Below are 24,012 nucleotides of genomic sequence, written 5' to 3'. Positions count from 1 at the left end.
GAAGGAGGATTTTTTATGGCAACAAAGAAACAGGAAGTTCTTTCGGAGGAGCGGACTCCGATGGAGGAAGCAGCTCCTCAGACCGAGATGAATCCGGAACTGGAGGAGATGGACAGAAAGGAGATGCATGATGCAATTGCTGCAGAGAGCCCGCCTCCCCAGACTGAAAGAGAAATGACAGAAACGGTTGAGAATTCAGCAGATCTTAATGCCAAGGCAGATGACGAAGGGGCTTTGTCCCAGACTGAAACGGAAGAGCCAAAAAAGGCCCGCGGACGTAAGAAGACCGCGGAAAAACCGTCTGAGTCTGACACAGAAGCACATTCTGATCATAAGGATGTCGGCGACGGCGTCGAGGAGACGCCTAAGCCCCGGAAAAGGAGGGCTTCTGCCAGATCCAAACCGGTGGTGTCCATTGATGAGCGGCCGACCGTCGAGACTGAAGCAGACAAAGCGAAAAATGACCTTCTCGACTTACTTGAGTCACAGAAAACAGGCCGTATCCTGACCGGCACCATCCAGGGTGTGGAACGTCCGGCCGATAATCCCAGCCGTTCTCTTGCAGTCATTTATCATGGTGAGTTCAAGGTGATGATTCCTGCAGAGGAAGCTGTGGAGCCCCCAGCGGATTACCGAGGGAGGCTTCCGGAGGATGTTCTGCATTATATGCTTACCAAGCGGCTGGGCGCTGAAGTGGATTATATTGTCAAAGGCATTGATCCCAAATCCGGTCTGGCAGTAGCAAGCCGCCTTGAGGCGATGAAATCCAAAAGGAAAGCCTATTATCTCGGCACGGACAGGGATGGGAATAACCTGCTGTACTCCGGCGTATGCGCAGAAGCCAGAATCGTATCCGCTATCCGTGCAGGCATCTTTGTAGATCTGTTCGGTTTGGAGATTTACATTCCGCTCAGGGAACTGAGCTATCAGAGGTGGATGGATGCGGCAGCCTATTTCCAGCCGGGACAGCGTATTCTGGTGAAGGTTCTGGAGGTTGACCGCAGTGACCGCAACCAGATTAAGGCAACGGCTTCCGTGAAGCAGGCGGGAGAAAATCCTTATGAGAAGGCTCTGCGCAGGTACTCTGTCGGGAACCGTTATGTAGGTACGGTGAGTATGGTGGACACCAATGGTGTGTTTGTAGCGCTGGACGGGGGCATCGACTGCCTCTGCAGTTATCCGAAACGGGGCAGACCGCCGAGGGGTTCCCGCGTTACCGTCCGTATCTTGGGAATCAACAACGATTCCAATCGGATATGGGGAGCAATCACTCATATTGCAGCAGCCAGGTAACTGGTTTTTACCATTTACAGAAAGAAAGGGGGTGAGGCCAATGACCCATTGCGACCTGAGTGCCGCCGAACAGCAGCACCGCAGGGAGACTGCTGTGCGTACCCGGAAAATGGTTCTGACACAGCTTACTGCTGTAGAAGATGATGACACGTCTCTTATGACAGACTATCATGGTTATTATCTGCAGATTTCTTTTTCAGAGCTGCATCCACTGATGGTATTCTGTCTGGCAAAAGCGCTTGCAAAACCAAGCACAGCAAAGCAGCGGCAGATGACTAATGAACTGAATCTGAGAAGTATTCTTGGAAGCCATGCCATTAACGATGAAGTTGGGTGCTATTCCTACCGTGCAACGCACTGGCTGGATACTGAGATGGAACCACAGCGTTTTTTTGAGATTCTTGACCGGTGCGTCGATGAGGCAGACCGCGGGTTTGGTAAGCTTACAGGATAGGCGTTGTATTCCTGCAGTTTGTATCGTGTAATATAAATAAACGATGACTGGAGGAATGCTTTATGAAAAAAATTCGTGTATTTATTGTATTGCTGGGATTATTGCTTCTTGGTGCCTGCGCTGCGTCAGATTCGGCTGAAACTCTCGTACCTTCAGAAGAAAAAGATACCCGGTGTCCGGAATACGAAGAGAAATCCGAGACTGATTCCAAAAATCGGCCTAAGATCCCGGAACTGAAGAAGACAGAACTTAAATTGGCGGATAACTCAGACCGGAACAAAAACAGTGAAGGAAGCAAAACTTCAGCCGCTCCTCAAAAGGCAGAGGAGAGTGTTGCTGTGAAGCAGCAGGAAAGCAGCAGCCGGTCAGGGGAGGATTCCCAGGCGGCAGCGGCATCTTCAGAAGCAAATCAAAATGAGTCTGTCAAAGTGGCGGAAGAGCCGAAGGCGCCGGAAACGCCCGCAGAACAACCAGCAGTGGAGCCGCCTGCCGAACCGCCTGCAGTAACACAGCAGCCGGAGCCGGAACCTATCGTCCCGGAAGAACCGGTACAGCCGCCTGCCCAACCGGAAATACCAAAAACTATCTATGATTTTGCCTTTGACGCAAATGCCATCCGGGCAGAGCTGATTGCGATTGGACAGTCCATGGGCCTTGCACATATTACGGAGGATGACGGTATCCCCTGTACGCCGGATACCTGCTCCTGGGCAGCTCCGGTTACAGCATCCGAATCTTTTCAGGGAGATAACCTGAAACGGGCGCTAAAGGACTATGTAACATCCATGCCTTCTATCATTGGCTCCTATGGGGGAGCGCAGTTAACCAGCTTCACGATTTACGTGCAGGATAATGGGGGAGGAAGTTATACATTTTATTTCTTATACTAAAACCAAATAGGTGAAAAAAGGGCTCTCTGTTTTTGCAGGGAGCTTTTTTTGTGCCTGAAAACGAAAGGAAGGTTTACCTATATGAAACATTTATTCAGAAAAAGAGGAAAGCGCCTGCTGGCGTTGTTCCTTTCTATTTTGACCGTTGTTGGCGTCATACCGACAACGGTTTTTGCTTTTTCGCCGTCTGAGGGACAGACGGTTTCTTCCCATTATGGGGGCAATTTTGTAGGCTCCGACGGGGATTATTATTATTCAGCGGATAGCTACAGCTATTTGGTGTATGACAGCAACGGGAATACGACTGTAAGGACCAGCTCAGGCGGGAATCCCAGAAGGAAATATATGATTTCAAACGGCTCAGAGGAACGCCAGGTATATTGCGTTGAGTCCGGCATTGCTTATGGGACATCCACAAACGGCTATACTTCCCAGAGCGGAAAAAACAGTTCATATTTTCAGAACCTTCCGTATGCCGCCCAGTATGGGATCATGCTCACCAGCGTCTATGGATGGCAGCCAGGAAAAGGTTCGCCGGTACCGGGAACCAATGAGGATGATTATGCAATTGCGACGCAGATCCTCATATGGGAATACCAGCAGCAGTTAAGGACCAGCCCGCAGGATCTGCATCCCAGCCCGGCAGGAATCCGTGGGGACAATTATCTGCGCACGATTGACGGCCGTCCAGCAAAGCAATGCTATGACTGGATTCTGGCTCAGATGGCGCAGCATGCGACGATACCCAGTTTTGCTTCCGACAGGAGCAGCTCTGCGCAGGTCCATACCTTAAAATACAATCCGGAAACAAAAAAGTATTCCCTTACTTTGACGGATACGAACAATACTAGGGCGGATTTGAAGTTTTCCGGCGGCAGCGGCATCAGTGTGAGCCGCAGTGGGAACAAGTATACCTTTACCAGCAGCCGTATGCTCACCAGTCCGGCATCGCTCACTGTCCAGAAAAATGTTCCGGGAGTCGGAAATGATATGCTGATCTGGGGACGTGTCGGATTCCAGACAATGCTGTGCGGAGCAGATGATCCGGTTGTATTCTATGTGAAGGTCGATACGGAGACTTATGGTACCGGACGTATCCGCAAGACTTCTGAGGATGGCGTCGTATCCAATATCAGTTTTCATATTACCGGAAACGGCGTGGACAAAACAGTGAAGACAAAAGCAGACGGTACTGTGGACGTCGAGCTTATGCCGGGAACCTATACGGTAACGGAGCAGGACATTGACAGATATGAGCCTCAAAAATCCCAGAGAGTCACGATTGTCAGCGGGCAGACTTCTACCGTAACTTTTAATAATAAGCTGAAACGTGGTTCGCTGGAGGTCATCAAGACATCAGAGGACCAATTTGTGCAGGATATGACATTCCATCTCTATGGCACGTCCCTGTCGGGGCTGCCTGTGGATGAGTATGCCGTAACAGATGCGTCCGGTGTGGCTCGTTTTGAAAATGTGCTGATCAGCGGAAGCACCCCATATACTTTGGAAGAGGTCAACACCCCTGTCCGGTATGTGGTTCCGGCTGCCCAGACGGCGCCTGTCCAGTGGAATGTCGTCACCAAGCGCAGTTTTACTAATATCCTGAAAAAATTCCGTGTAGAAGTGACTAAGACAGACCGGAAGACCGGATATGCCCAGGGGGATGCCAGCCTTGCAGGGGCGGTATATGGCGTTTACCGGGGCGATGAGCTGGTGGCATCTTACACTACAGACGCAACCGGTTCTTTTATCAGTGATTATTTTATCTGCGGCTCCAACTGGACATTGCGCGAAATCAGCCCTTCTGAGGGATACCTGTTGGATGAAACAGTCTACCCGATTCCGGCAGATCCCGGTAATTATACCGAGGAACTGAACCAGATTCCCATTGGTGTTACCGAACAGGTTATCATGGGGCGTATCCGCCTGGTTAAGCATATTGATGCGGAACTGGAGGATGTAGAAAAAGTAGAAACCCAGACAGAGATGCCGTCTGAGAATGGCGCAGAACCGGTAGAGGAGGAAAACGGCGAAGTTTTACAGGCTGTTTCCACAGTAAGCGGCGGAGATGCCCAGACTGGGATGGAATTGGAAGCAGATGAGGCATTGTCTCAGGAAGCTGAAGAGGGAAGCGACGCAGAAGCAGCCGTAAATGGCGAAGACTCCCAGACGGATATGGAAACGGATGCAGATGGGCAGCAGTCACAGGATACAGAAGAAACAACAGAAGATAATGAATCGGAGATGGTTCCGGAAACAGAGCCGGAAACGGATCCTTTTGCACCCGTTCCGATTCCGCCGGAAGATATCGAAGCGCCCGGACATGAAGGAATTATCGAAAAACCGGAGGAAGGCGCCGAATTCCAGATTTACCTTGCCAGTGCAGGAAGCTTTGATGCGGCAAGGGAGGACGAACGCGATATATTGATTACAGATACAGACGGGTTTGCTGCTTCTAAGGATCTTCCTTATGGACGTTACGTGGTACACCAGATAAAGGGGCAGGAAGGACAGGCATTTATTCCGGATTTCATTGTATATATCCGTACAGATGATCAGACCTATTCTTATATACTGAACAATATAACAAAGGCCAGCCTTATCCGTGTAGAAAAGCATGATGCAGAAACCGGGAAAATTATTCCTGCAGCCGGTGTCGGGTTTCAGGTCCGTGACCTGTCTACAGGCGAACTGATTGCAGAAACAATTTATTACCCGACGCCTGTTATAATCAACACGTTCTTTACCAATGAGGAAGGATGGCTGATGCTTCCCAATGAGCTGCCGCATGGCCAGTATGAACTGATTGAGGTAGAAACCTGCTATGGCTATGTACTGGACAGCGAGCCGGTTCCTTTCACGGTGGACGGGACACAGGATGTGGTGGTAGTTGAAAAGCATAACATGCCGCAGAAGGGTAAAATTGTTGTTGCAAAGAACGGCGAAGTGTTTGCTTCCGTCACGACATCCGATGGGGCCGACAAGGATGGGGTGGAAGTCCTTTACCAGCCGGTTTATGAAATCCATGGCATGGAGGGGGCAGTCTATGAAATCCGTGCGGCAGAAGACATTATTACGCCGGATGGGACCTTGCGTGCTGAAAAGGGCAAAGTGGTGGATACTGTTACAACCGGTCCTGGAGGCGCTGTTTCCAGCAAAGAACTGTATTTGGGCAAATATGAGATTGTTGAAACAAAAGCTCCTTACGGTATGGTGCTGAACAAAGAGCCGCATCAGGTGGAACTGGTCTATGCGGGCCAGGAGATTGACCTGACGGAAACAGCCGCCGGCGTTTATAATGAACGTCAGAAGGTAGAACTGGGTCTGGAGAAGACGTTGGAGCTGAACGAAGCATTTGGGATTGGCAATAACAATGAGCTTGCCAACATTACGTTTGGCTTGTATGCAGCGGAAGATCTTACTGCTGCAGATGGTTCTGTCATCCCGGCAGACGGGCTGCTTGAGGTTGTAAGCGTGGATACAGACGGCAGGGGCGTTGCCAAGACTGATTTGCCGCTGGGCAGTTATTATCTGAAGGAACACAGCACGGATGCGCATTATCTTTTAAGTGATGCCAAGTATCCTGTAGTATTTGCATATGGGGATCAGGACACGGCAGTTGTGACAATTGCAGCCAATGACGGTGAGCCGATTGTCAATGAATTGGTTTATGGTTCCATATCCGGTAAGAAGCTGGATGAGGATGGGGAAGGCTTAGGCGGGGCCAAGATTGGTCTGTTTGCACCATCTGCCGAAGAATTTACAGAAGAGTCTGCAATTTTAGTGACAGCTTCCGATGAGGATGGCTCTTTCCGGTTTGAGGATGTCCCATATGGACTGTGGATGGTACGGGAAATCGAGCAGCCGGAGGGCTTTGTACTTTGCACGGAGCTTTTCCCTGTTGCTATTAATGAGGATGAGCAGGTCATTGAGGTGGAAATTACCAATGAGTTTATCCGTGGGAACCTCCATCTGACGAAATTTGACAAAGATTATCCGGAAAATAAGCTGAGCGGGGCTGTATTTGAAGTATACCGTGACGTCAATGGGAACAAAGAACTTGATAAGCATGATGAGCTTCTGGGTACCATGGAGGAAACCGAGACGGGCCAGTATGAGATGCGTGACCTGCTTTACGGCGGCGTGCTTGTCAAAGAGAAAACCGCGCCGGACGGTTTCTATCTGGATGAGAATGTTTATTATGCCATGATTGATACAGATGGGGAAACTTATGAGATTGAGAACGAAGCTGGCAAAGGATTTTACAACCAGGCCCACAGAGGAAACCTCAAGATTGTAAAAACTTCCTCTGACGGCCGCGTGGAGGGCTTTTCATTCCGCGTGGTTGGGGACAATTATGACCAGACATTCCAAACGGATGCCAGAGGTGAAATTTTTATTGAGGACCTGCGTGTCGGCAGATATACGATAACCGAAGTGGAGGACAGCGTCAGTGCAGGGTACAAACGTCCAGATCCTGTAACAGTGGAACTGGTAGTGGATGAAACCCTGACGGTCAATGTACATAATGATAAGATTACTGTGGATGTGCCGAAGACAGGAGATACTTCCAATCTGTGGCTGTGGTTCGGTCTGATGGCAGCAGGAGCTGGAGGCATCGGAGCTTGTGCCTATAGTCTCAGAAAGCGTAAAAAAGGACTGAGATTCCACAGTAAGCGATAAGATTTCCGGTATTTTGTATGAAAGTAACTAAGAGGAGCCGGCAGGATGATTCCTGTCCGGTTTCCTCATTTTAAAAAGAATTTGGAGGTAGAAAGCCATGAGAGTAAAGTATAAAAAGCATGTTTTGCTGTTTTTGACCATGATATGTATGTCCTTTTTCTCTGTAAGACCGGTTTTTGCACAGCCGCAGGGGACCAATGGCACCGAGCTGCAGGTTGCCCAGCCTGAACAGCTGGAGATTCAGCTGGGGGCGGAGTGGGCAGGAGTGGAGTTCCAAATGAAGACTGATGCCGGATTATATCCGGATACCATACCTGTAGGCCAGGATGGGGTACTCCGCCTGGAAATTGGCGGCAGTAAAGAGTATGTTCTGACCTGTATGAATTCCTCTGCAAAAGCTCCTTCCACGACGCAGGCCCTTGCCACAACAGAAAGCCCGTCAGAAGAACAATCAGAAGAGATTGTGACAGAACAGTCAGAAGAAATCACAACAGAGCAGCCGGAGGAAATCACAGCAGAGCAGCCGGAAAAGGCAGAAGATGCTTTGGTTGCAGGCATACCAGTGCTTCATCTTTGCCTTTTTATCGGAGGCATGATTCTTGCGGTGGGTGGATTGGTTACGATGCATATCATCAAAAGGCATAGAGAAGATGAGAGTGGTTACGAGTACGATGAGGAGGAAGAAGAATAGCCTCCAGACTAAGACAAAAAGCTAGATATAAACCTAATAGGAATAAAATAAAGAATAAAATATAATAATATTCCCAAAAGGCTTGACATCTAGCGATTGATTTGCTATACTAAAACCGTGGCAGGGGCTTGCGTTCAGGCTTTCGGTACGTTTGGTATAGCGTCAGACTTATCCGGAGGAGGGTAAGGAACCGTTACGGATTTTGCGCACTGAGCGAATCCACAATAACGCAAGCCACAACTGAATATGTAGGCCGGAAGGCTGCTTAAATACTTACAGAGTCAAATGTTGGACGAGACACCCAAACGCCAACGCACTGGCTCTGTATGCTTTTTTCGCAGAGCTTCCGGCTTTTTTGATATAAAACGGAGGAATATAGATGAAGAATAAAAACAAAAAGAAAAAAAGAAAGGGATTTCAGGCAGGCAATATGCGTTGCCCCTATTGTGGCAGCACGGTAGTGTACCGGAGTGCAGACGGTATTTATTATGACAACAGTAAAGGGATGATGCTGTATGTGTGCAGCCATTACCCGCAGTGTGACGCCTATGTGCGTGTCCATGCAGGTACCAGGATTCCGGTAGGCAGCCTTGCCAATCATGAGCTGCGCACACTCAGGAGGACGGCGCACCAGTATTTTGACCAACTCCATCAGTCTGGGTACATGAGTAAACAGGATGCATACCAGTGGCTTGCGGATTTGATTTCAGCCCCACTGTCGGAGGCCCATATCGGGCATCTGGGGGAATATTACTGCAAGCAGGTGATTGAAGAAAGCCGCAGACTTATGGATCAGTATAGAGGAAGGAAAAATAAGAAACAGTTCCGCATGGTGAGAGGAGGTGCAGCATCATGACATTAACGGCCATACAACAAAGAAAAGTGGAGGAGAATATGGGCCTGGTACATCAGGTGATTAAGGATAAAGTACATGGTTACAATCAATGGGGATTCTATACTTATGACGATTTGTTTCAGATTGGGTGCGTTGGCTTGTGTAAAGCGGCAGCGACAGATAAGGGCGGGACTTTTTCCACTTATGCATATCGGCTGATTTGGCATGAAATATGTGATGCATTGATTCAGTCAACCAAACGGTATTCGGATGAAATAACCGCTGATGTGACGCCATATAAAAAGGTGGAAACCGAGAATGGGGAATTTTTAAGCGGGCTTCGTATAGATTTGTTCCAGACGCTCAGTTCTGCCAGAAGAGAGGCGCCGCCCTCAACTGCCAAAGGGATAGACGCAATGGTTATGATGTCCCAGGGATACACCAGCAGTGAGATTGGGGAGCGTATGGGAGCTTCAGCGAAGCTGGTGTGTGCATGGGTGTCAAAGGCACGGAAGTTTTTGAAAGAACGTCCGGAAACAGAGGCGATTGCCGTCTATCGTTCTTAAAGTGAAAAAGGGATGCTGGAACCAAAAGGTTTTCAGCATCCCGCTTTTTTTAGTTACACGACAGTAAAGTGAGGATTGTTATGAGGAGATTATTGAAAAAGACAGGAAATTGGCTTTTTCCTGCAGTTGTGATGCTTTTTACATTTTTATTTTTGAAGTATATGTTTTTGTTAGGGTACGTGCCAACGGAATCTATGGAGCCGACATTGAAAAGAGGAAGTTATATCATTGGGTGCCGAATATATTCCGATTTGGAGGCAGGAAATATCATTATATTCCGACATGATGGGAAACTGCTTGTGAAACGGATCGCTGCAGTCGAAGGTGAAACGATTGAAAGAAATGGAGCCATTTTGACAGTTCCGGAAGACTGTTATTATGTTCTGGGGGATAATGCGGAACATTCATATGATTCACGCTTCTGGTTGGAGCCATTTGTGGAAGGGAAGCATGTGGTGGCAAAGTTATTTTGTTATTAGGGTTGAAACGGATGAATGCGATAAGCTTTGTAAATAAATTATTTTTGCTAACTGGCTAGAATTGCAATTCATCCGTGTGTTCCTGACCACCAGCCTAATATATACCAGTTTAAATTGTATTCAAATTTTCCTGCATCATCAACAGGAATTTCTCAGCAGGTTTGGAAAAGACCTGATATTTTTTCCAGATCATATACATCTCAACTTCAATTTTGGGGGTCAGGGGGCGGAAACATAGCTTACTGTCGCCGGAAGTATTGATGATCCTGTCAAAGCAAATGGCGTATCCCAATCCTTCTTCCACAAGCAGGGAAGCATTGAACAGCAGGTTATATGTCATAGTGATATCCAGTTCCGAGAGGCGGCGCTTCATCCAACGGGAGATCCTTCCTCCCTCTGTTTCCTGCTGTGAAATCAGTAATGGCTGATTCCACAGATCCTCCGGGGAGACAGATTCTTTTTCTGCCAGTGGGGAGTCCTTTGGCATCAGCACACCCCAGATATCCTTTGACGGGAGCTTTAATGATTCATATTTGGTGGAATCCGGAGTTCCAAATATAATCCCAAAATCAATCAGTCCTTTATCAAGCTGTTCTTTGACAAAGACAGCATTGCCGCTGGAAATATGGTAATGGATTCCCGGATAAAGCTTTTTTAAATTTCCGGCAGCTTTTGCCAGCAGGCGCATCCCATCTGTCTCACCTGCGCCAATATAGACATCCCCGATCACAACATGGTCGGAGCAGGTAATCTCATTCTCTGTTTTCTTTACCAGATCCAGGATTTCTTCTGCACGTTTCCTGAGAATCATTCCTTCTTCCGTCAGCGTGACCTTGCGAGAACCTTTTGTGCCGCGGATCAGCAGCTGTTTTCCAAGCTCCTCTTCCATATTCTTAATCTGCGTGGACAGTGTGGGCTGGGAGAGATGAAGAGACTCGGCGGCCCGTATGATGCTCTGTTCTCTTGCGATGGCAAGAAAATATTGCAATACCCGTATTTCCATATTTACGCTCCTTCTTATTGTTCTGATCTGTTTACAACGCTATTTTTATCTTTAAAGGAAGCTTTGCCTGAGGATACCTCTATGCCATTCGGCAATAACAAGGAAACCCTGAATACATCCTAACACGAATTTCAATAGGTTTCAACTATGAAAATGGATTATATATAAATATTTGCTATTTTACTTATACGGGTTTATATTGGAACTATCAAAAACATCAGGGGGTGGTAACATGATGGCCATAGGAAGCCGGGAAGCTGTCATACAGAACCTGGAAGATGCCGGATGTGAAAACGAAATGATCCAGGATTTTTTGGGATGGTTTGACAAGGGGCAGCAGACGAAGCAGCTGGAACTGTTAGAACATCAGAGGGAGTATCTGCTTGGCAGGGTCCATAAGGATGAAAAAAGGATTTCCTGCCTGGATTATTTGATCTATCAGATTCAGGGAAAACCGGCAGGAAAAAGATAACTTTGAGAGAAAGAAGGAAGAGAAAATGAGTAAAAAAATATTAGTGGTTTCAACCAGCCTGAGAGCAGACAGCAATTCGGATTTGCTGGCAGAGGCGTTTATAAATGGTGCCAAGGAAGCGGGCCATAAGGTGGAAAAAGTGAGCCTGAAAGATAAAACCATTGGATTCTGCAGGGGCTGTCTGGCCTGCCAGAAAACAGGGAATTGCGTCATCCAGGATGATGCCGGTGGAATTGTGGAAAAGATGCTGCATGCGGATGTACTGGTCTTTGCCACGCCCGTTTACTATTATGAGATGAGCGGACAGATGAAGACGCTGCTTGATCGGGCAAATTCTTTATATACCGCAGATTATGCGTATCGGGCGGTGTATCTTCTGGCGACAGCGGCAGATGAGGATGAACATGCCATAGAGGGAGCGAAGAAAGGACTGGAGGGATTTATTGCCTGTTTTGAGAGGGCATATCTTGCGGGATATATCTTTGCAGGCGGCGTTGACGCTCCGGGAATGGCAAGAGGACACAGCGCTTTGGAGAAAGCCCATGAAATGGGGAGGCAGGTATGAAGATTTTAGTGTTAAATGGAAGCCCTCGCCCAAACGGGAATACGGCGGCTATGGTAGAGGCTTTTGCGGAAGGTGCAAAAGAGAATGGGCATGAAATCATTGTAGTGCCGGTATGCCAAAAGAAAATTGCAGGCTGTCTGGCCTGTGAATACTGCCATACCAAAGGAGAGGGCAGGTGTATCCAGCAGGATGATATGCAGAAAGTCTATCCGGTTCTTTCGGAGGCAGAGATGATTGTGCTGGCCTCGCCAGTGTATTATCACAGCCTGACGGGACAGCTTCAATGTGCCATTAACCGTATTTATGCTCTGGACAAACCGGCAAACCTGAAAAAAGCGGCGCTGATTTTAAGCTCTGGGAGCGACCAGGTATATGACGGGGCGATCTATGAGTACCAGAACTCATTTCTGGATTATCTGCAGCTGGAAAATATGGGAATCTTTACAGCATATGACAAACAAAACAAATCAGAAGAAAAACTGGCAGAACTGAAAGCCTTTGGAAAAAGTGTAGTTTAGAAATTGTTTAGATATTCTTGTGAATTCTTTTATCCTGCCATGCTAATCTGAACACAGGGTGGAATGTGAATGGATAGAAAGCCAGCAGGAAAAGGAGAACATAGAAAGTGACCATTAAGAAAAAAATCAGATTGTCCAATATTATGATGGTTCTGATACCGATTCTGTTTACATCGGTAGTGCTCATTGTGTGCCTGAATACCTCTCTAGGAAGCTACTGGCATACTTTTATGGATATGTACAGCGATGAAAATGGAATGCAGTTTGCCCAGAGCATGATCTATAACTACCAGCAGGAGCTTTGGGAAAACAACTGGGGACAGTGTCCGGAAATGGATGGCTGCCAGGCAGAGATCCGGCATAGTGATGAAATGACACATCTGGAACATAAACTGTCCGGACTGGGCTACCGTTTTATGATTACAAAGGATGGAGAAAGAATCTATTCCAACCTGTCCGACGAAGATCTGGATACGGCCCGGTCTGTGGCAGGAGATGCCATTGATTATGCAAAAATGCTGACCGCCAGCCGGTATGAGGTGTCCGTGATCAAAAGCACTTTCTGGCACGGGGAAAGTATTTTCTGTATTACGGCTGTCCACCCACAGGAAACCGATGGAACGATGGTAAATTATCTGAAAAACGGTATCCTGCGTTATCTGGCCGGCATCCTGGTTCTTTTTGTAGCTCTGACCGTGTGCATCAACGGTATTCTTTCCTGGTGGATTTCCGGCAGTATTTTAAAACCTCTTGGGAAATTAAGCCTTGGCACAAAAGAGATCCGGGAAGGAAATTTGGATACGCCTATGCAGTATGAGAAAAAGGATGAGTTCGGCCAGGTGTGCAGGGATTTTGATGAGATGCGTGTTTACCTGCAGGAGTCTGTACAGCAGCGGCTGAAGGATGAAAAGCGCAGGCGGAACCTGATCACCGGGATCTCCCATGACCTGCGGACGCCATTGACTACCATTATGGGGTATCTGGACGGACTTTTAGACGGCATTGCGGACACACCGGAAAAACAGCTTCGTTACCTGCAGGCCATAAAGACAAGAACCGGGAATCTGGTCAGCCTGGTAGACAGCCTTTCCGAATACAGCAGGCTGGATGCCGGTTTCCGGTATCATATGGAGGACACGGATTTTAAAGATTATGTGGAAAAGTATCTGGAGCTTGTGCGTCCGGATATGGAAAACCAGCAGGTACAGATTGCATATTCCTGCGGGAAAGGCAGTTTTTCGGTCAGGCTGGACAGAGAAGAATTTAAACGTATCTTTAATAACCTGTTTGCCAATACGGTGAGATACCGGAGAAAAGAAAATTCGAGAGTCCTTATTTCCATGAAAAGGAAACTGGAGGGAAACTGCCTGGAACTGGTATTCCAGGATGACGGCCCCGGAGTGCCAAAGGAGTGTCTGGAACAGATATTTGACAGCTTCTACCGGGTGGATGATTCCAGGAACAGCGCAGAAAAAGGAAGCGGCATCGGGCTGGCGGTGGTGAAAGAAATCATCCTCGGTCATGGAGGAACCATAAGAGCAGAAAACAGGGGAGGGCTGGCAGTGATAATTAACATTCCGGTTACAGATGGAGAGAGGGAATACGGGAAGAATTAGGGAAAGGAATCATCTGCGATGGAGAGGATACTGATTATAGAGGACGATGAGCTGATTGCGGAATTGGAGAGGGATTATCTGGAAGCGAATGGATATGAGACGGATCTGGCCTTTGACGGAATCACAGGAGAACAAAAGGCAAAAACAGAAAAATATGACGCCATTCTGTTGGACGTGATGCTCCCCGGCAAAACCGGGTTTGATGTCTGCAGGGAGCTGCGAAAGAGTCTTCGGCTGCCTATCATTATGGTGACAGCCAAAAAAGAGGATATCGATAAAATACGGGGATTGGGACTGGGGGCGGACGATTATCTGGTAAAGCCTTTCAGCCCTACGGAGCTGGTGGCCAGGGTAAAATCCCATATCTATATTCATAACCTGCTTTCTACCACGGAAGAAGAGGAACAGCAGGAGACAGAGATTACCTACCGGAACCTGACGATCCTGCCGAAATCAAGGAGAATCTATCTGGATAAAAAGGAAGTCATACTGGTCAACAAGGAATTTGAGCTGCTGTTGTTTCTGGCGGAGAATCCCAATCTGGTGTTCTCAAAGGATACCCTGTTTGACCGGGTGTGGGGGATGGATTCTCTGGGAGATGCGGCAACCGTGACGGTACATATCAACCGCCTGCGGGATAAACTGGGGAAAAATGAATCAAAGAATCAGTTTATCGAAACCGTATGGGGAGCAGGTTATCGGTTTCGGATTGATTAAGGTTATGGAAGGAGGGATGCTTTGATGAAAAAGAAATATTTGCTTTCTTTTGCATTACTGTTGTCAATCGTGTTTTCCGGCTGTGGGCGAAATGCGGAGGGTCCTTCTGCGGAAAGGCCGGAAATAAATGAAAGCAGTGCAGAGGTGGTACAGGACAGACATGAGGAATCGGATTCCGAAATGGAGAGCGGTGCAGCAGAAATATCGGGAACAGAAGAATTGCCGGAAAACACATCAGAAGATATGGCAAATCGTGATCCGGAAGCATCAGCCGCAGAAGGCCAGAACGGAGAGACAGATACGCCGGTGGTATATATGACAACAGATTTAAGCAGTCAGGGACTCATGGATATTTACCAGGCGCTGTCTGCATCTCCTTCCGGCAAAATTGCCGTAAAGCTCTCTACCGGTGAGCCGGGCAGCAATTACCTTCGGACGGAACTTATTGGTGAGCTGGTGGAGTCTCTGGAGGGAACCATTGTGGAGTGCAATACCGCCTATGGAGGTTCCAGAGCAAATACAGCCATGCACTATCAGGTGGCAGAGGAGCATGGATATACCGCCATTGCGGATGTGGATATTATGGACGAGGAAGGCTCCATAACGCTGCCGGTAACGGGCGGGGATAATCTGACGGAAAATTATGTGGGGGCGCATTTCGCGAACTATGATTATTATGTGGTGCTGTCTCATTTTAAAGGACATTCTATGGCAGGGTTCGGAGGGGCAATCAAGAATATCTCCATTGGAATTGCATCTTCGGAAGGAAAATCCCATATCCACAGCGGCGGCACAGGCGGGAGTATGTGGGGCGGCAGTCAGGATGCCTTTCTGGAATCCATGGCTGAGGCCGGGAAATCGGTTGTGGACTATCTGGATGGAAATATTGTGTATATCAATGTGATGAACCGTTTGTCGGTGGACTGCGATTGTGACGGAAGCCCTGCGGAGCCGGATATGCATGATATTGGTATTCTGGCCTCCTACGATCCGGTGGCGCTTGACCAGGCCTGTGTGGATCTGGTCTATGAGGCAGAGGATGGGCAGTCACTGATCGACCGGATAGAATCCCGCAACGGCCTGCACACTTTGGAGCAGGCGGAAAAAATCGGTTTGGGATACCGGGAATACAGGCTGGTAAGTATAGATGGCTGACATGCTGCACCGTGAGGCGGTTTATCTCTGGTATTATTTCAGTGTCCAGCTGGAGCAGATTTTTAAATACTGGGTATTGGGAATGGTGTTGGGCAGCCTGGTCTCCGTTTTCCTGAAAGACCGCATTCACAGTGCGTTCCGTTTTATGGGCGAAAAGCGGCTGGGGATTTTGGGGATTGTCATCGCCAGTGCATTAGGGATTGCCTCGCCTCTTTGTATGTACGGGACAATTCCTATTGCCGCATCTTTTTCAAAAAGCGGAATGCGGGATGATTGGCTGGCGGCTTTTATGATGAGTTCCATTCTGCTGAATCCACAGCTGCTGATTTACAGCGCAGCCCTGGGAGTGACCGCTCTGGCAGTGCGTCTGGTATCCTGTTTTTTATGTGGCGTTTTTGCCGGAGGGCTGATACGGCTCTTTTACCGCAACCGGTCCTTTTTCTCTTTTAAAGGTTTTGAGGAAACAGGGAGCAGGGATACAGATTCCAATCTGCTGTTTCGCTTTCTCAAAAATCTGGCCAGAAATGTGAGGGCTACGGGATGGTATTTTCTGGCGGGTATTGCTTTATCTGCATTGTTTCAGAGGTATGTGCCTGCGGATACGGTAGCCGGGTTATTCGGCGGCAATGAGGCATTCGGCGTCCTGATGGCAGCAACCATTGGGGTTCCCCTTTATGCTTGCGGCGGGGGAACCATACCGCTTTTGCAGGCGTGGCTCATGGACGGCATGAGTTTGGGGAGTGCCGCAGCCTTTATGATTACCGGGCCGGCTACAAAGATCACGAATCTGGGAGCGGTAAAGATTGTGTTGGGAATAAAGCGGTTTACACTATATCTGGCATATATCATGCTATTTTCTTTTCTGACCGGGCTGATGGTCAATTCTATATAACTTTGGAATGGAGGACAATCGATGGAGTACAGAATAAACAAAAGGACAGGCGACCATATCAGTGTGATCGGTCTGGGAACAAGCTATATTGCAGAAGCGGAGGAAAAAGAGGCAATCCAGGCACTGGAATATGCTTATGAAAATGGCATCAACTATGCTGACCTTGCCACAGCTGATGCAAAGACATTTATCTATTATGGGAAAGCCTTTTCATCCGTCAGGAAAGATATATACTATCAGGTACATTTTGGCGCAAATTATGAAAGCGGCGCATATGGATGGACTACGAATGTGGAGACAATCAGGCGTTCCGTGGATGCCCAGCTGACAGCATTGCATACTGACTACATAGACTATGGGTTTATCCACTGCCTGGATGAAGAAAAGGACTGGTAGGCTTATCAGGAGGGCGGCGCGCTTAAGTATCTTTTGGAGTTAAAAAAGCAGGGAGTGGTACGGCATATCGGGCTGTCTTCTCATACGCCCGGCCTTGTGACAAAGGTACTGGATGCCGGAATTGTGGATCAGCTGATGTTCTCCATCAATCCCGGATATGATTACAGGCATGGAGACTATGCAAACGGCAGTACCGAAGAGCGGATGTCGATGTACCGCAGATGCGAGGCGGACGGGGTGGGCATTTCCGTGATGAAACCCTTTTCCGGCGGGCAGCTGCTGGATGATAAAACATCGCCTTTTGGCAGAGCGCTGACACGTTACCAGTGCATCCAATATGCATTGGATAAGCCGGGAGTGCTGACGGTGCTGCCGGGTATCCGAACTGCGGAGGATGTAAAAAATCTGTTGGGATTTTTTGGGGCTTCTACCAAGGAAAGGGACTACTCCACTATCGGTACATTTACGCCAGGGGAGGCTGTGGGAAACTGTGTGTACTGTAATCATTGCCAGCCCTGTCCTGCAGGCCTGAATGTGGGACTGATCAATAAATACTATGACCTGGCAGTGGCGGGGGATTCCATGGCAGAAAGGCATTATGGAAATCTGGAGAAGAAAGCCTCCGACTGCACAGGCTGCGGCCATTGTGACAGGAGGTGCCCATTCCATGTAAGGCAGGGTTCCAGAATGAAAGAGATTGCTGCCTATTTTGGAAAGTAGGGGAACGCGGTCAGGAGTATGAAATGAGAAAAATAAGATTGAAATATATTATATATGTTATTTTGATTTTGCTATTCGCTGTAATTATTATTCTTGTGATACTTTTCCAGAGAAACATACGGACGGCTGCCAGTGTCAGAAAGCTGGAGGATGGTCTGTATTCCATGGAATATAAAGGTGATTATAGGCTTGATTTGTTTCTGGAACAGGGCGGTGCGGCTGATGACCTGGCGGTAGCAGAATTTGTGATACAGGATGTGTTTCACGGTCTGTTTCCTGTGGATTTAAGGGGCACATCCTTTGGCTGCAGCACCATTTCTGCCAGGACGTCCGAAGGTGAGGCGGTATTTGGCAGGAATTTTGACTGGGGAACCTGCACAGCGTTGATTGTACAGACACGTCCGGCGAAAGGATATGCGTCTGTCTCCACGGTCAATATGGATTTCCTGAACCTGGGACTTCGTATGCCGGAAGAAACGCAGATGCGCCTTCTGTCAGTGGCGGCGCCTTTTGCCCCTATGGACGGGATGAATGAAAAAGGATTATGTGTGGCGGTTCTGATGATTCAGGACAGTCCGGGATTCCAGCAGGATACAGGGAAAACGGACCTGACCACAACAACGGCGGTACGCCTGCTGTTAGATCAGGCGGCTGACGTAGAGGAAGCCGTGGAACTGCTCTCCCAGTATGATTTGCACGCATCTGCGGGAATGATGGTACATTTTGCTCTGACTGATGCCACAGGACATTCTGTTGTAGTTGAGTATATTGACAATGAGATGGTGGTAACAGAAACAGAGGTTGTCACAAACTATTACCTGTCTCCCGGAGAAAAATATGGTATTGGGACGGAAGAATCCAAAATCCGGTATGCCATGCTGAAAGACCTGCTGCAGAGCAGTTCTTCATTGGATATGGATGGGATACGAGATGCGCTGGACAGTGTAAGCAAGCACAATTTTGATTCTGAGTTTGCGTCTACAGAGTGGAGCATTGTCTATAACCAAAGTACCGGGGAGGCACGTTATTACCATAGGGAAAACTATCAGAAGTATTATTCTTTTATAGCAGGCAGTCCATGATAACGCCAGAAATAGCAAGGAAAGAGCCAGAAGAAAAGGTTATCCGCAGCAAAAAATAAACAACAATAGTAGGAGGAAAAGAACATGAGCGGACATATTTTAGAATTATCACAGAATGTGGAGAGGAAAAAAGTAGTTTACAGGAACCGGTATGGGTTGGATATCACAGGAGAACTGTACTTTAAAAAAGGAATCTCTCTGAATCAGAAACATCCTGCCCTGATTATCGGTGCGCCTTATGGCGGAGTGAAAGAACAGGGACCATGCGTATATGGCAATGAACTGGCACAGAAAGGATTTATTGTGCTGACCTTTGACCAGTCCTTTATGGGAGAATCCGGGGGCTTTCCCAGAAATGTGTCATCACCGGATATCTTTGTAGAGAATTTCAGTGCGGCGGTGGACTTTTTAGGGATGCAGCGGTTTGTGGACAGGGAAAAGATCGGTGTGATCGGTATCTGCGGTTCCGGCGGTTTTGCACTTTCTGCGGCACAATGCGATACCAGAATCCGTGCGGTTGCCGTTATGAGCATGTACGATATGAATGTGGCGGTCAGAGGGAATATGAACAAGGAAGAACTCCAGGCTGTAAAGGAACGTTTGTCAAATCAGAGGTGGCTGGATGCCGAAAACGGATACCCGGAATACCTGCCTGGATTTCCGGAGCAGCCAATAGACAAGGTGCCGGAGGATATACCGGAGCCGGGAGCAGAGTGGTTCCGCTTTTATGCCCTGAAAAGAGGACATCATCCAAATGCCAGAGGCGGTTTTACCACTACCAGCGAGCTGGCGATTATGAATTTCCGGCCCCTGGATTTCATTGATGAAATATCACCCCGTCCGATTCTGTTCGTGGTGGGAGACAGGGCACATTCCCGGTTTTTCAGTGACGCAGCTTATGAGCGGGCCTTGGAACCAAAGGAAATGCTGGTTGTGGAGGATGCGGAGCATATCGACCTGTATGACCGGAGAGACCGTATTCCCTTTGACAGACTGGCAGAATTCTTTACAGTAACCCCCATGCCCCGCTTAGGGCATCACCATGAATGAAAGGGGATTTCTGTAAACCCTCCGGGGGATGTGCAGAAAACGGGTATGGAAGATGTCGCTTTGCGACCCCGTTTTCGCACAGCTCAACGACGGAGCGCTGAGCTTTCACAGTAAATATGCAGTGACAAAAAAGGACAGCCCTGTTGGATTTGAAATTTTAGAAAATGATATGGATTATAAGGAGAAAAAAATGGCAGTAAAACAGACCGCAGGCAGAGATGCCCTGGGCGAATTTGCCCCGAAATTTGCACAGTTAAATGATGATGTATTATTTGGAGAAGTATGGAGCAGGGAAGATAAGCTCTCTTTGAGGGATCGCTCCCTGGTGACCGTGGTTTCCCTTATGGCTCAAGGACTTGTGGATTCTTCTTTTCAGTTCCATCTGGCCAGTGCGAAACAGAATGGAATTACCAGAACAGAAATCGCGGAGATACTGACTCATGGGGCTTTTTATGCAGGATGGCCCAAGGCATGGGCAGCATTTCGGATGGCGAAGGAAGTCTGGGCAGAAGAAGGTTCCGAAGCGGATGCGAAGTCCGCACATGCAGCGTCCATGTTGTTTCCTATAGGAAAGCCCAATGATGCGTTTGCACAGTATTTTACCAGGCAAAGCTATCTGGCTCCCATTTCTGCCGATCAGGTTGGGATTTTTAATGTGACCTTTGAACCCGGCTGCCGCAACAACTGGCATATCCATCATGCAAAGAGTGGGGGAGGACAGATTCTGATCTGTGTCAGCGGACGTGGATACTATCAGGAGTGGGGGAAAAAGGCGCAGGAGTTATTCCCCGGTGATGTAGTAAATATTCCGGCAGGCGTAAAACACTGGCATGGGGCGACGCCTTACAGCTGGTTTTCTCATTTAGCTGTTGAGGTTCCGGCAGAAGAAGGTTCCAATGAATGGCTGGAACCGGTGGATGAGGATGCTTATATGCGTGCATTGTGCTGAGAATGAAAGTATGTAAAATTGGTTGTTTCAGAACAGGAAATACACTAAATTGCTGAAAATACCAGTTTGGCGCGAATGACAGATAGAATTCTGCTGTTCATGTCAAACTGGTATTTTTGCGTGAATGGATGTTTTATGAACAGGTGATAAAAGTGATAAATACATGAAATATATAGATAATTCCTATTCAAATAAATAAAGTATAAGTATTTGCTATTTATATGCTATCTTGTTACGATATATTCAGGATTGGAAAACAAAAAGGAATTGAGAAATCTGCAAGAATTCATTTAGAAATTGTTTATTTTTCTGTTAGCTTGATGTTATCTGAGACAGGTAAAGTATACCCTATAGGGCACACGTAGTCACAGAGAGGGAGGACGGAAAATGAAAAAAAGATTCTATATATGTCTGCTGCTTGCGCTGGGAGTATCGGGCCTGATGTCAGGATGCGGAAAAGACTTTGGTGAGCGGACAGAGATAAACAGTCATAATGAGGAAAGCTGGGCAGAGGAAGAAGCAGTCAAAGAAGAGACGGTAAACGGAAAAGAAAGCAGAGACCAAAATGCAATCCGGATTACACCAACATCTGAGGTCAGGGAACTGGAAACCGGGCTGTCAATCGTCCGATATGAAGGGGAATATGGATTTGACGCATTTTTAGAGCAGGGAGGCGCCGGTTCGGATGCGGATGTTGCAGCATATATCACTTCACTGCTGGATCAGGAAATCCATATGGAAGGAAGTCCTTTCGGATGCAGTACCCTGTCGGTAAAAAATCAGACAGGAGGATACCTGTTCGGAAGAAATTTTGACTGGAACACCTGTAATGCATGGATTGTCAGCGCCAGACCGGAAAACGGGTATGCTTCCGTTTCGACGGTAAACATGGATTTTATCCGGGCAGGTGGAGTAGACCTTTCACAGTTACCGGATTCGGCGCAGGCTTTTGTCTCCCTGTATGCACCGTTGGATGGCATGAATGAAAAAGGGCTGGCGGTTTCCGTGAACATGATTCAGGACTCACCAGGCATCAGCCAGGACAGCGGAAAGCCTGCTCTCACCACTACAACAGCAGTCCGGCTATTGCTTGATCGGGCGGCAGATGTGGAAGAAGCGCTGGAACTCTTACAGCAATATGATTTCCACAGTTCTATGGGAATGATGGTGCATCTGGCTATAGCAGATGCGGACGGCAGGAGTGTGGCAGTGGAATATGTGAATCATGAAATGGTTGTGATCGAGACGCCCGTTGTCACGAACTTTTATCTGGCTTCGGGAGAAAAACAGGGAATCGGTACCGCCCAGTCCCATACTCGGTATGAAATCCTTACCGGGACATTGGAAGAACAGGAGGAGATGACTGAAACTGGGGTGCGGGATGCACTGGACAGTGTGAGCAAAGATAATTTTGGTGACTCCCAATCTACAGAATGGAGCATTGTGATGAATCAGGAGACAAAGGAGCTGATTTATTACCATAGAGAAAATTACGGAAGGGCATATGTTGTTCCAGTGGAATAGATGAAGTCGCAAAGAGACTTTAGTGCCATCGCACAGCGATTTTAATAGGAGGAAGCGCCCTTTGAGCATACCTATATGCCAAAATACGTGGCAAGAAGGAGGAAATTATGAATTACTTAAAAACTTTAACGGATTTATACAGATTAAAAAAGAATGTTAAGTTAAGCGCAAAAAAGATGAAATCCCTACAGGATGGAAAACTGCGTAAACTTCTCAGATTCGCATGGGAACATTCTGCTTACTACCGGTCAGCTTTTGAGGATGCCGGAATTACAGAAGAACAGCTAGACACACTGCCACTTTCCTGTTTTCCAACCATTGACAAGCAAAAGTTTTTGGAACATTTTGATGAACTGGTCACAGTGCCTGATTTAAAGCAGGAAAGCCTGCGGGAATTCGATGCAGGGGAAGCTGTAGACCGAAAGCCCTATCAGGGAAAATACCATGTCGTCCATTCCTCTGGCAGCACCGGAAAGCCTGGATATTTTGTATATGATGAAGAAGCCTGGAACCAGATGCTGTCTGGTATTATCCGGGCGGCTCTATGGGGGATGTCCATGCTCCAGATTTTAAAGTTGCTGATAAAACGCCCCAGGATTGTGTATATTGCAGCCACGGATGGGAGATACGGCGGGGCTATGGCAGTAGGAGACGGCATTGATGGAGTAGGCGCCAGCCAGCTTTATCTGGACATCAAGACACCGGTTGCGGAATGGATCAGGCAGCTAAAAGAATTCCGGCCCAACATTGTCATTGGTTATCCATCGGCGGTTAAGATTCTTGCACAGTTGATGGAGGACGGGGAAGTCAGCCTGGATGTGGAACGGGTGGTTTCCTGCGGCGAGCCGTTGGGGGCAAGTTTACGGAGCTGGCTGGAAAAGATATTTGGGACACAGGTTGTCAATTTCTACGGCGCCAGTGAGTCCCTGGCTCTGGGAGTAGAAACTGATCCGGAGGATGGGATGCTTCTGTTTGACGATATGAATGTCATTGAGGTGGAAAACGGAGTGATGTATTTTACTTGTCTTTATAATTATGCACAGCCGCTCATCCGCTATCGTCTTTCCGACCGCCTGACTTTGCAGGCGCCGGAAGAAGGGGAACAGCCATTTACCAAAGCGGTAGGGCTTCTGGGAAGGAATGAAGATGTCCTTTGGTTTGAAGATGGAAGGGGAAACCGGGAGTTCCTTCATCCACTGGCGATTGAAGGGTTCTGTATCGAAGGGCTGAAAGATTATCAGTTCCGTCAGACCACGAAAGATACCTTTGAAATGTACGCAGAGACAGAACATGATGCATCCAGGGATCGGATCAGGCAGGAAATGCTGCGGCAGATGGGAGAAATTCTGACAGAGAAAAAATTGGACTATGTGCAGTTCTATGTGAATTTTGTAAATGAAATCCTGCCGGATACCCGGACGGGGAAGAAACCTTTGATCTTAAAGGGAAAGGTGGCATAACA

The 24,012-nt window shown here is 47.8% G+C and carries 23 protein-coding genes; 22 read left to right on the top strand and 1 reads right to left on the bottom strand.

All coding sequences use genetic code 11. The annotated features are described in order from the left end of the window. Window positions 1-15: 15 nt before the first annotated feature. The 8 genes from EBB54_RS10190 (at window position 16) to lepB (ending at window position 9,891) form a co-directional block, all read left to right on the top strand. Complete coding sequence (locus EBB54_RS10190) at window positions 16-1,293, top strand: S1 RNA-binding domain-containing protein (RefSeq protein ID WP_125127354.1); 1,278 nt, start codon at window positions 16-18, stop codon at window positions 1,291-1,293. A gap of 40 nt (window positions 1,294-1,333) precedes the next feature. After that, on the top strand, window positions 1,334-1,747 hold the full coding sequence (locus tag EBB54_RS10185; RefSeq protein ID WP_125127353.1) for a hypothetical protein: 414 nt from the start codon (window positions 1,334-1,336) through the stop codon (window positions 1,745-1,747). Between the two features lie 62 nt (window positions 1,748-1,809). Further along, on the top strand, window positions 1,810-2,637 hold the full coding sequence (locus EBB54_RS10180; protein ID WP_125127352.1) for a hypothetical protein: 828 nt from the start codon (window positions 1,810-1,812) through the stop codon (window positions 2,635-2,637). Between the two features lie 81 nt (window positions 2,638-2,718). Continuing rightward, window positions 2,719-7,320 (top strand): SpaA isopeptide-forming pilin-related protein, encoded by a 4,602-nt coding sequence (locus EBB54_RS10175; RefSeq protein ID WP_125127351.1) that lies wholly within the window; start codon window positions 2,719-2,721, stop codon window positions 7,318-7,320. A 97-nt stretch (window positions 7,321-7,417) separates the two neighbouring features. Continuing rightward, on the top strand, window positions 7,418-8,011 hold the full coding sequence (locus EBB54_RS10170; RefSeq protein ID WP_125127350.1) for a hypothetical protein: 594 nt from the start codon (window positions 7,418-7,420) through the stop codon (window positions 8,009-8,011). Window positions 8,012-8,390: 379 nt separating this feature from the next. Continuing rightward, window positions 8,391-8,867 carry a DUF3268 family zinc-finger domain-containing protein gene (locus tag EBB54_RS10165; protein ID WP_125127349.1) on the top strand — a complete coding sequence of 159 codons (477 nt, stop codon included), beginning with the start codon at window positions 8,391-8,393 and terminating at the stop codon, window positions 8,865-8,867. Further along, window positions 8,864-9,412 carry a sigma-70 family RNA polymerase sigma factor gene (locus tag EBB54_RS10160; protein WP_125127348.1) on the top strand — a complete coding sequence of 183 codons (549 nt, stop codon included), beginning with the start codon at window positions 8,864-8,866 and terminating at the stop codon, window positions 9,410-9,412. The genes EBB54_RS10165 and EBB54_RS10160 overlap by 4 nt, the downstream gene beginning before the upstream one ends. A gap of 80 nt (window positions 9,413-9,492) precedes the next feature. Next, a complete protein-coding gene (lepB, locus tag EBB54_RS10155) occupies window positions 9,493-9,891 on the top strand; it encodes a signal peptidase I (protein WP_125127347.1) in 399 nt (132 codons plus the stop codon). A gap of 109 nt (window positions 9,892-10,000) precedes the next feature. On the opposite strand, the gene EBB54_RS10150 is transcribed toward lepB, so the two are convergent. Then, window positions 10,001-10,894: a LysR family transcriptional regulator gene (locus tag EBB54_RS10150; RefSeq protein ID WP_125127346.1), complete on the bottom strand. Its 894-nt coding sequence runs from the start codon at window positions 10,892-10,894 to the stop codon at window positions 10,001-10,003. Between the two features lie 232 nt (window positions 10,895-11,126). On the opposite strand from EBB54_RS10150, the gene EBB54_RS10145 reads away from it, so the two are divergent. The 14 genes from EBB54_RS10145 (at window position 11,127) to EBB54_RS10085 (ending at window position 24,010) form a co-directional block, all read left to right on the top strand. After that, entirely contained in the window at window positions 11,127-11,366 is a 240-nt protein-coding gene (locus EBB54_RS10145) for a hypothetical protein (RefSeq protein WP_125127345.1), read from the top strand. 25 nt (window positions 11,367-11,391) lie between these two features. Further along, complete coding sequence (locus EBB54_RS10140; RefSeq protein WP_125127344.1) at window positions 11,392-11,931, top strand: flavodoxin family protein; 540 nt, start codon at window positions 11,392-11,394, stop codon at window positions 11,929-11,931. Next, window positions 11,928-12,449 (top strand): flavodoxin family protein, encoded by a 522-nt coding sequence (locus tag EBB54_RS10135; RefSeq protein ID WP_125127343.1) that lies wholly within the window; start codon window positions 11,928-11,930, stop codon window positions 12,447-12,449. Before EBB54_RS10140 ends, EBB54_RS10135 begins: the two co-directional genes overlap by 4 nt. A gap of 107 nt (window positions 12,450-12,556) precedes the next feature. Next, a complete protein-coding gene (locus tag EBB54_RS10130; protein ID WP_125127342.1) occupies window positions 12,557-14,065 on the top strand; it encodes a sensor histidine kinase in 1,509 nt (502 codons plus the stop codon). An 18-nt stretch (window positions 14,066-14,083) separates the two neighbouring features. Next, the gene (locus tag EBB54_RS10125) at window positions 14,084-14,782 is read left to right on the top strand and encodes a response regulator transcription factor (protein WP_125127341.1); all 699 of its coding nucleotides are present in this window, start codon (window positions 14,084-14,086) and stop codon (window positions 14,780-14,782) included. Window positions 14,783-15,097: 315 nt separating this feature from the next. Further along, window positions 15,098-15,937 carry a DUF362 domain-containing protein gene (locus tag EBB54_RS10120; protein WP_334295299.1) on the top strand — a complete coding sequence of 280 codons (840 nt, stop codon included), beginning with the start codon at window positions 15,098-15,100 and terminating at the stop codon, window positions 15,935-15,937. Continuing rightward, window positions 15,930-16,829, top strand: coding sequence for a permease (locus EBB54_RS10115; protein WP_125127339.1), 900 nt, complete (start codon window positions 15,930-15,932; stop codon window positions 16,827-16,829). Before EBB54_RS10120 ends, EBB54_RS10115 begins: the two co-directional genes overlap by 8 nt. Before the next feature lie 21 nt (window positions 16,830-16,850). Then, window positions 16,851-17,225, top strand: a complete 375-nt coding sequence (locus tag EBB54_RS31135; RefSeq protein WP_243127615.1) for an aldo/keto reductase — start codon at window positions 16,851-16,853, stop codon at window positions 17,223-17,225. Between the two features lie 33 nt (window positions 17,226-17,258). Further along, complete coding sequence (locus EBB54_RS31130; RefSeq protein ID WP_243127614.1) at window positions 17,259-17,945, top strand: 4Fe-4S dicluster domain-containing protein; 687 nt, start codon at window positions 17,259-17,261, stop codon at window positions 17,943-17,945. Window positions 17,946-18,109: 164 nt separating this feature from the next. Next, on the top strand, window positions 18,110-19,027 hold the full coding sequence (locus tag EBB54_RS10105; protein ID WP_243127613.1) for a linear amide C-N hydrolase: 918 nt from the start codon (window positions 18,110-18,112) through the stop codon (window positions 19,025-19,027). A gap of 84 nt (window positions 19,028-19,111) precedes the next feature. Next, window positions 19,112-20,077, top strand: coding sequence for an alpha/beta hydrolase (locus tag EBB54_RS10100; RefSeq protein WP_125127337.1), 966 nt, complete (start codon window positions 19,112-19,114; stop codon window positions 20,075-20,077). Window positions 20,078-20,267: 190 nt separating this feature from the next. Then, a complete protein-coding gene (locus EBB54_RS10095) occupies window positions 20,268-21,026 on the top strand; it encodes a carboxymuconolactone decarboxylase family protein (RefSeq protein ID WP_125130717.1) in 759 nt (252 codons plus the stop codon). Between the two features lie 387 nt (window positions 21,027-21,413). Next, window positions 21,414-22,550 (top strand): linear amide C-N hydrolase, encoded by a 1,137-nt coding sequence (locus EBB54_RS10090; RefSeq protein WP_125127336.1) that lies wholly within the window; start codon window positions 21,414-21,416, stop codon window positions 22,548-22,550. A gap of 176 nt (window positions 22,551-22,726) precedes the next feature. Next, window positions 22,727-24,010 (top strand): phenylacetate--CoA ligase family protein, encoded by a 1,284-nt coding sequence (locus EBB54_RS10085; protein ID WP_243127612.1) that lies wholly within the window; start codon window positions 22,727-22,729, stop codon window positions 24,008-24,010. Window positions 24,011-24,012: the final 2 nt, after the last annotated feature.

The organism is Schaedlerella arabinosiphila, assembly GCF_003885045.1.
Classification (GTDB): domain Bacteria; phylum Bacillota; class Clostridia; order Lachnospirales; family Lachnospiraceae; genus Schaedlerella; species Schaedlerella arabinosiphila.
This window is presented reverse-complemented; position numbering and strand designations above follow the sequence as displayed.

Bases quoted from the DNA above. Each gene is read 5' to 3' on its own strand.
- EBB54_RS10190 (WP_125127354.1), top strand. From the start codon at position 16: ATGGCAACAAAGAAACAGGAAGTTCTTTCGGAGGAGCGGACTCCGATG.
- EBB54_RS10185 (WP_125127353.1), top strand. From the start codon at position 1,334: ATGACCCATTGCGACCTGAGTGCCGCCGAACAGCAGCACCGCAGGGAG.
- EBB54_RS10180 (WP_125127352.1), top strand. From the start codon at position 1,810: ATGAAAAAAATTCGTGTATTTATTGTATTGCTGGGATTATTGCTTCTT.
- EBB54_RS10175 (WP_125127351.1), top strand. From the start codon at position 2,719: ATGAAACATTTATTCAGAAAAAGAGGAAAGCGCCTGCTGGCGTTGTTC.
- EBB54_RS10170 (WP_125127350.1), top strand. From the start codon at position 7,418: ATGAGAGTAAAGTATAAAAAGCATGTTTTGCTGTTTTTGACCATGATA.
- EBB54_RS10165 (WP_125127349.1), top strand. From the start codon at position 8,391: ATGAAGAATAAAAACAAAAAGAAAAAAAGAAAGGGATTTCAGGCAGGC.
- EBB54_RS10160 (WP_125127348.1), top strand. From the start codon at position 8,864: ATGACATTAACGGCCATACAACAAAGAAAAGTGGAGGAGAATATGGGC.
- lepB (WP_125127347.1), top strand. From the start codon at position 9,493: ATGAGGAGATTATTGAAAAAGACAGGAAATTGGCTTTTTCCTGCAGTT.
- EBB54_RS10150 (WP_125127346.1), bottom strand. From the start codon at position 10,894: ATGGAAATACGGGTATTGCAATATTTTCTTGCCATCGCAAGAGAACAG.
- EBB54_RS10145 (WP_125127345.1), top strand. From the start codon at position 11,127: ATGATGGCCATAGGAAGCCGGGAAGCTGTCATACAGAACCTGGAAGAT.
- EBB54_RS10140 (WP_125127344.1), top strand. From the start codon at position 11,392: ATGAGTAAAAAAATATTAGTGGTTTCAACCAGCCTGAGAGCAGACAGC.
- EBB54_RS10135 (WP_125127343.1), top strand. From the start codon at position 11,928: ATGAAGATTTTAGTGTTAAATGGAAGCCCTCGCCCAAACGGGAATACG.
- EBB54_RS10125 (WP_125127341.1), top strand. From the start codon at position 14,084: ATGGAGAGGATACTGATTATAGAGGACGATGAGCTGATTGCGGAATTG.
- EBB54_RS10120 (WP_334295299.1), top strand. From the start codon at position 15,098: ATGACAACAGATTTAAGCAGTCAGGGACTCATGGATATTTACCAGGCG.
- EBB54_RS10115 (WP_125127339.1), top strand. From the start codon at position 15,930: ATGGCTGACATGCTGCACCGTGAGGCGGTTTATCTCTGGTATTATTTC.
- EBB54_RS31135 (WP_243127615.1), top strand. From the start codon at position 16,851: ATGGAGTACAGAATAAACAAAAGGACAGGCGACCATATCAGTGTGATC.
- EBB54_RS10105 (WP_243127613.1), top strand. From the start codon at position 18,110: ATGGAATATAAAGGTGATTATAGGCTTGATTTGTTTCTGGAACAGGGC.
- EBB54_RS10100 (WP_125127337.1), top strand. From the start codon at position 19,112: ATGAGCGGACATATTTTAGAATTATCACAGAATGTGGAGAGGAAAAAA.
- EBB54_RS10095 (WP_125130717.1), top strand. From the start codon at position 20,268: ATGGCAGTAAAACAGACCGCAGGCAGAGATGCCCTGGGCGAATTTGCC.
- EBB54_RS10090 (WP_125127336.1), top strand. From the start codon at position 21,414: ATGAAAAAAAGATTCTATATATGTCTGCTGCTTGCGCTGGGAGTATCG.
- EBB54_RS10085 (WP_243127612.1), top strand. From the start codon at position 22,727: ATGAAATCCCTACAGGATGGAAAACTGCGTAAACTTCTCAGATTCGCA.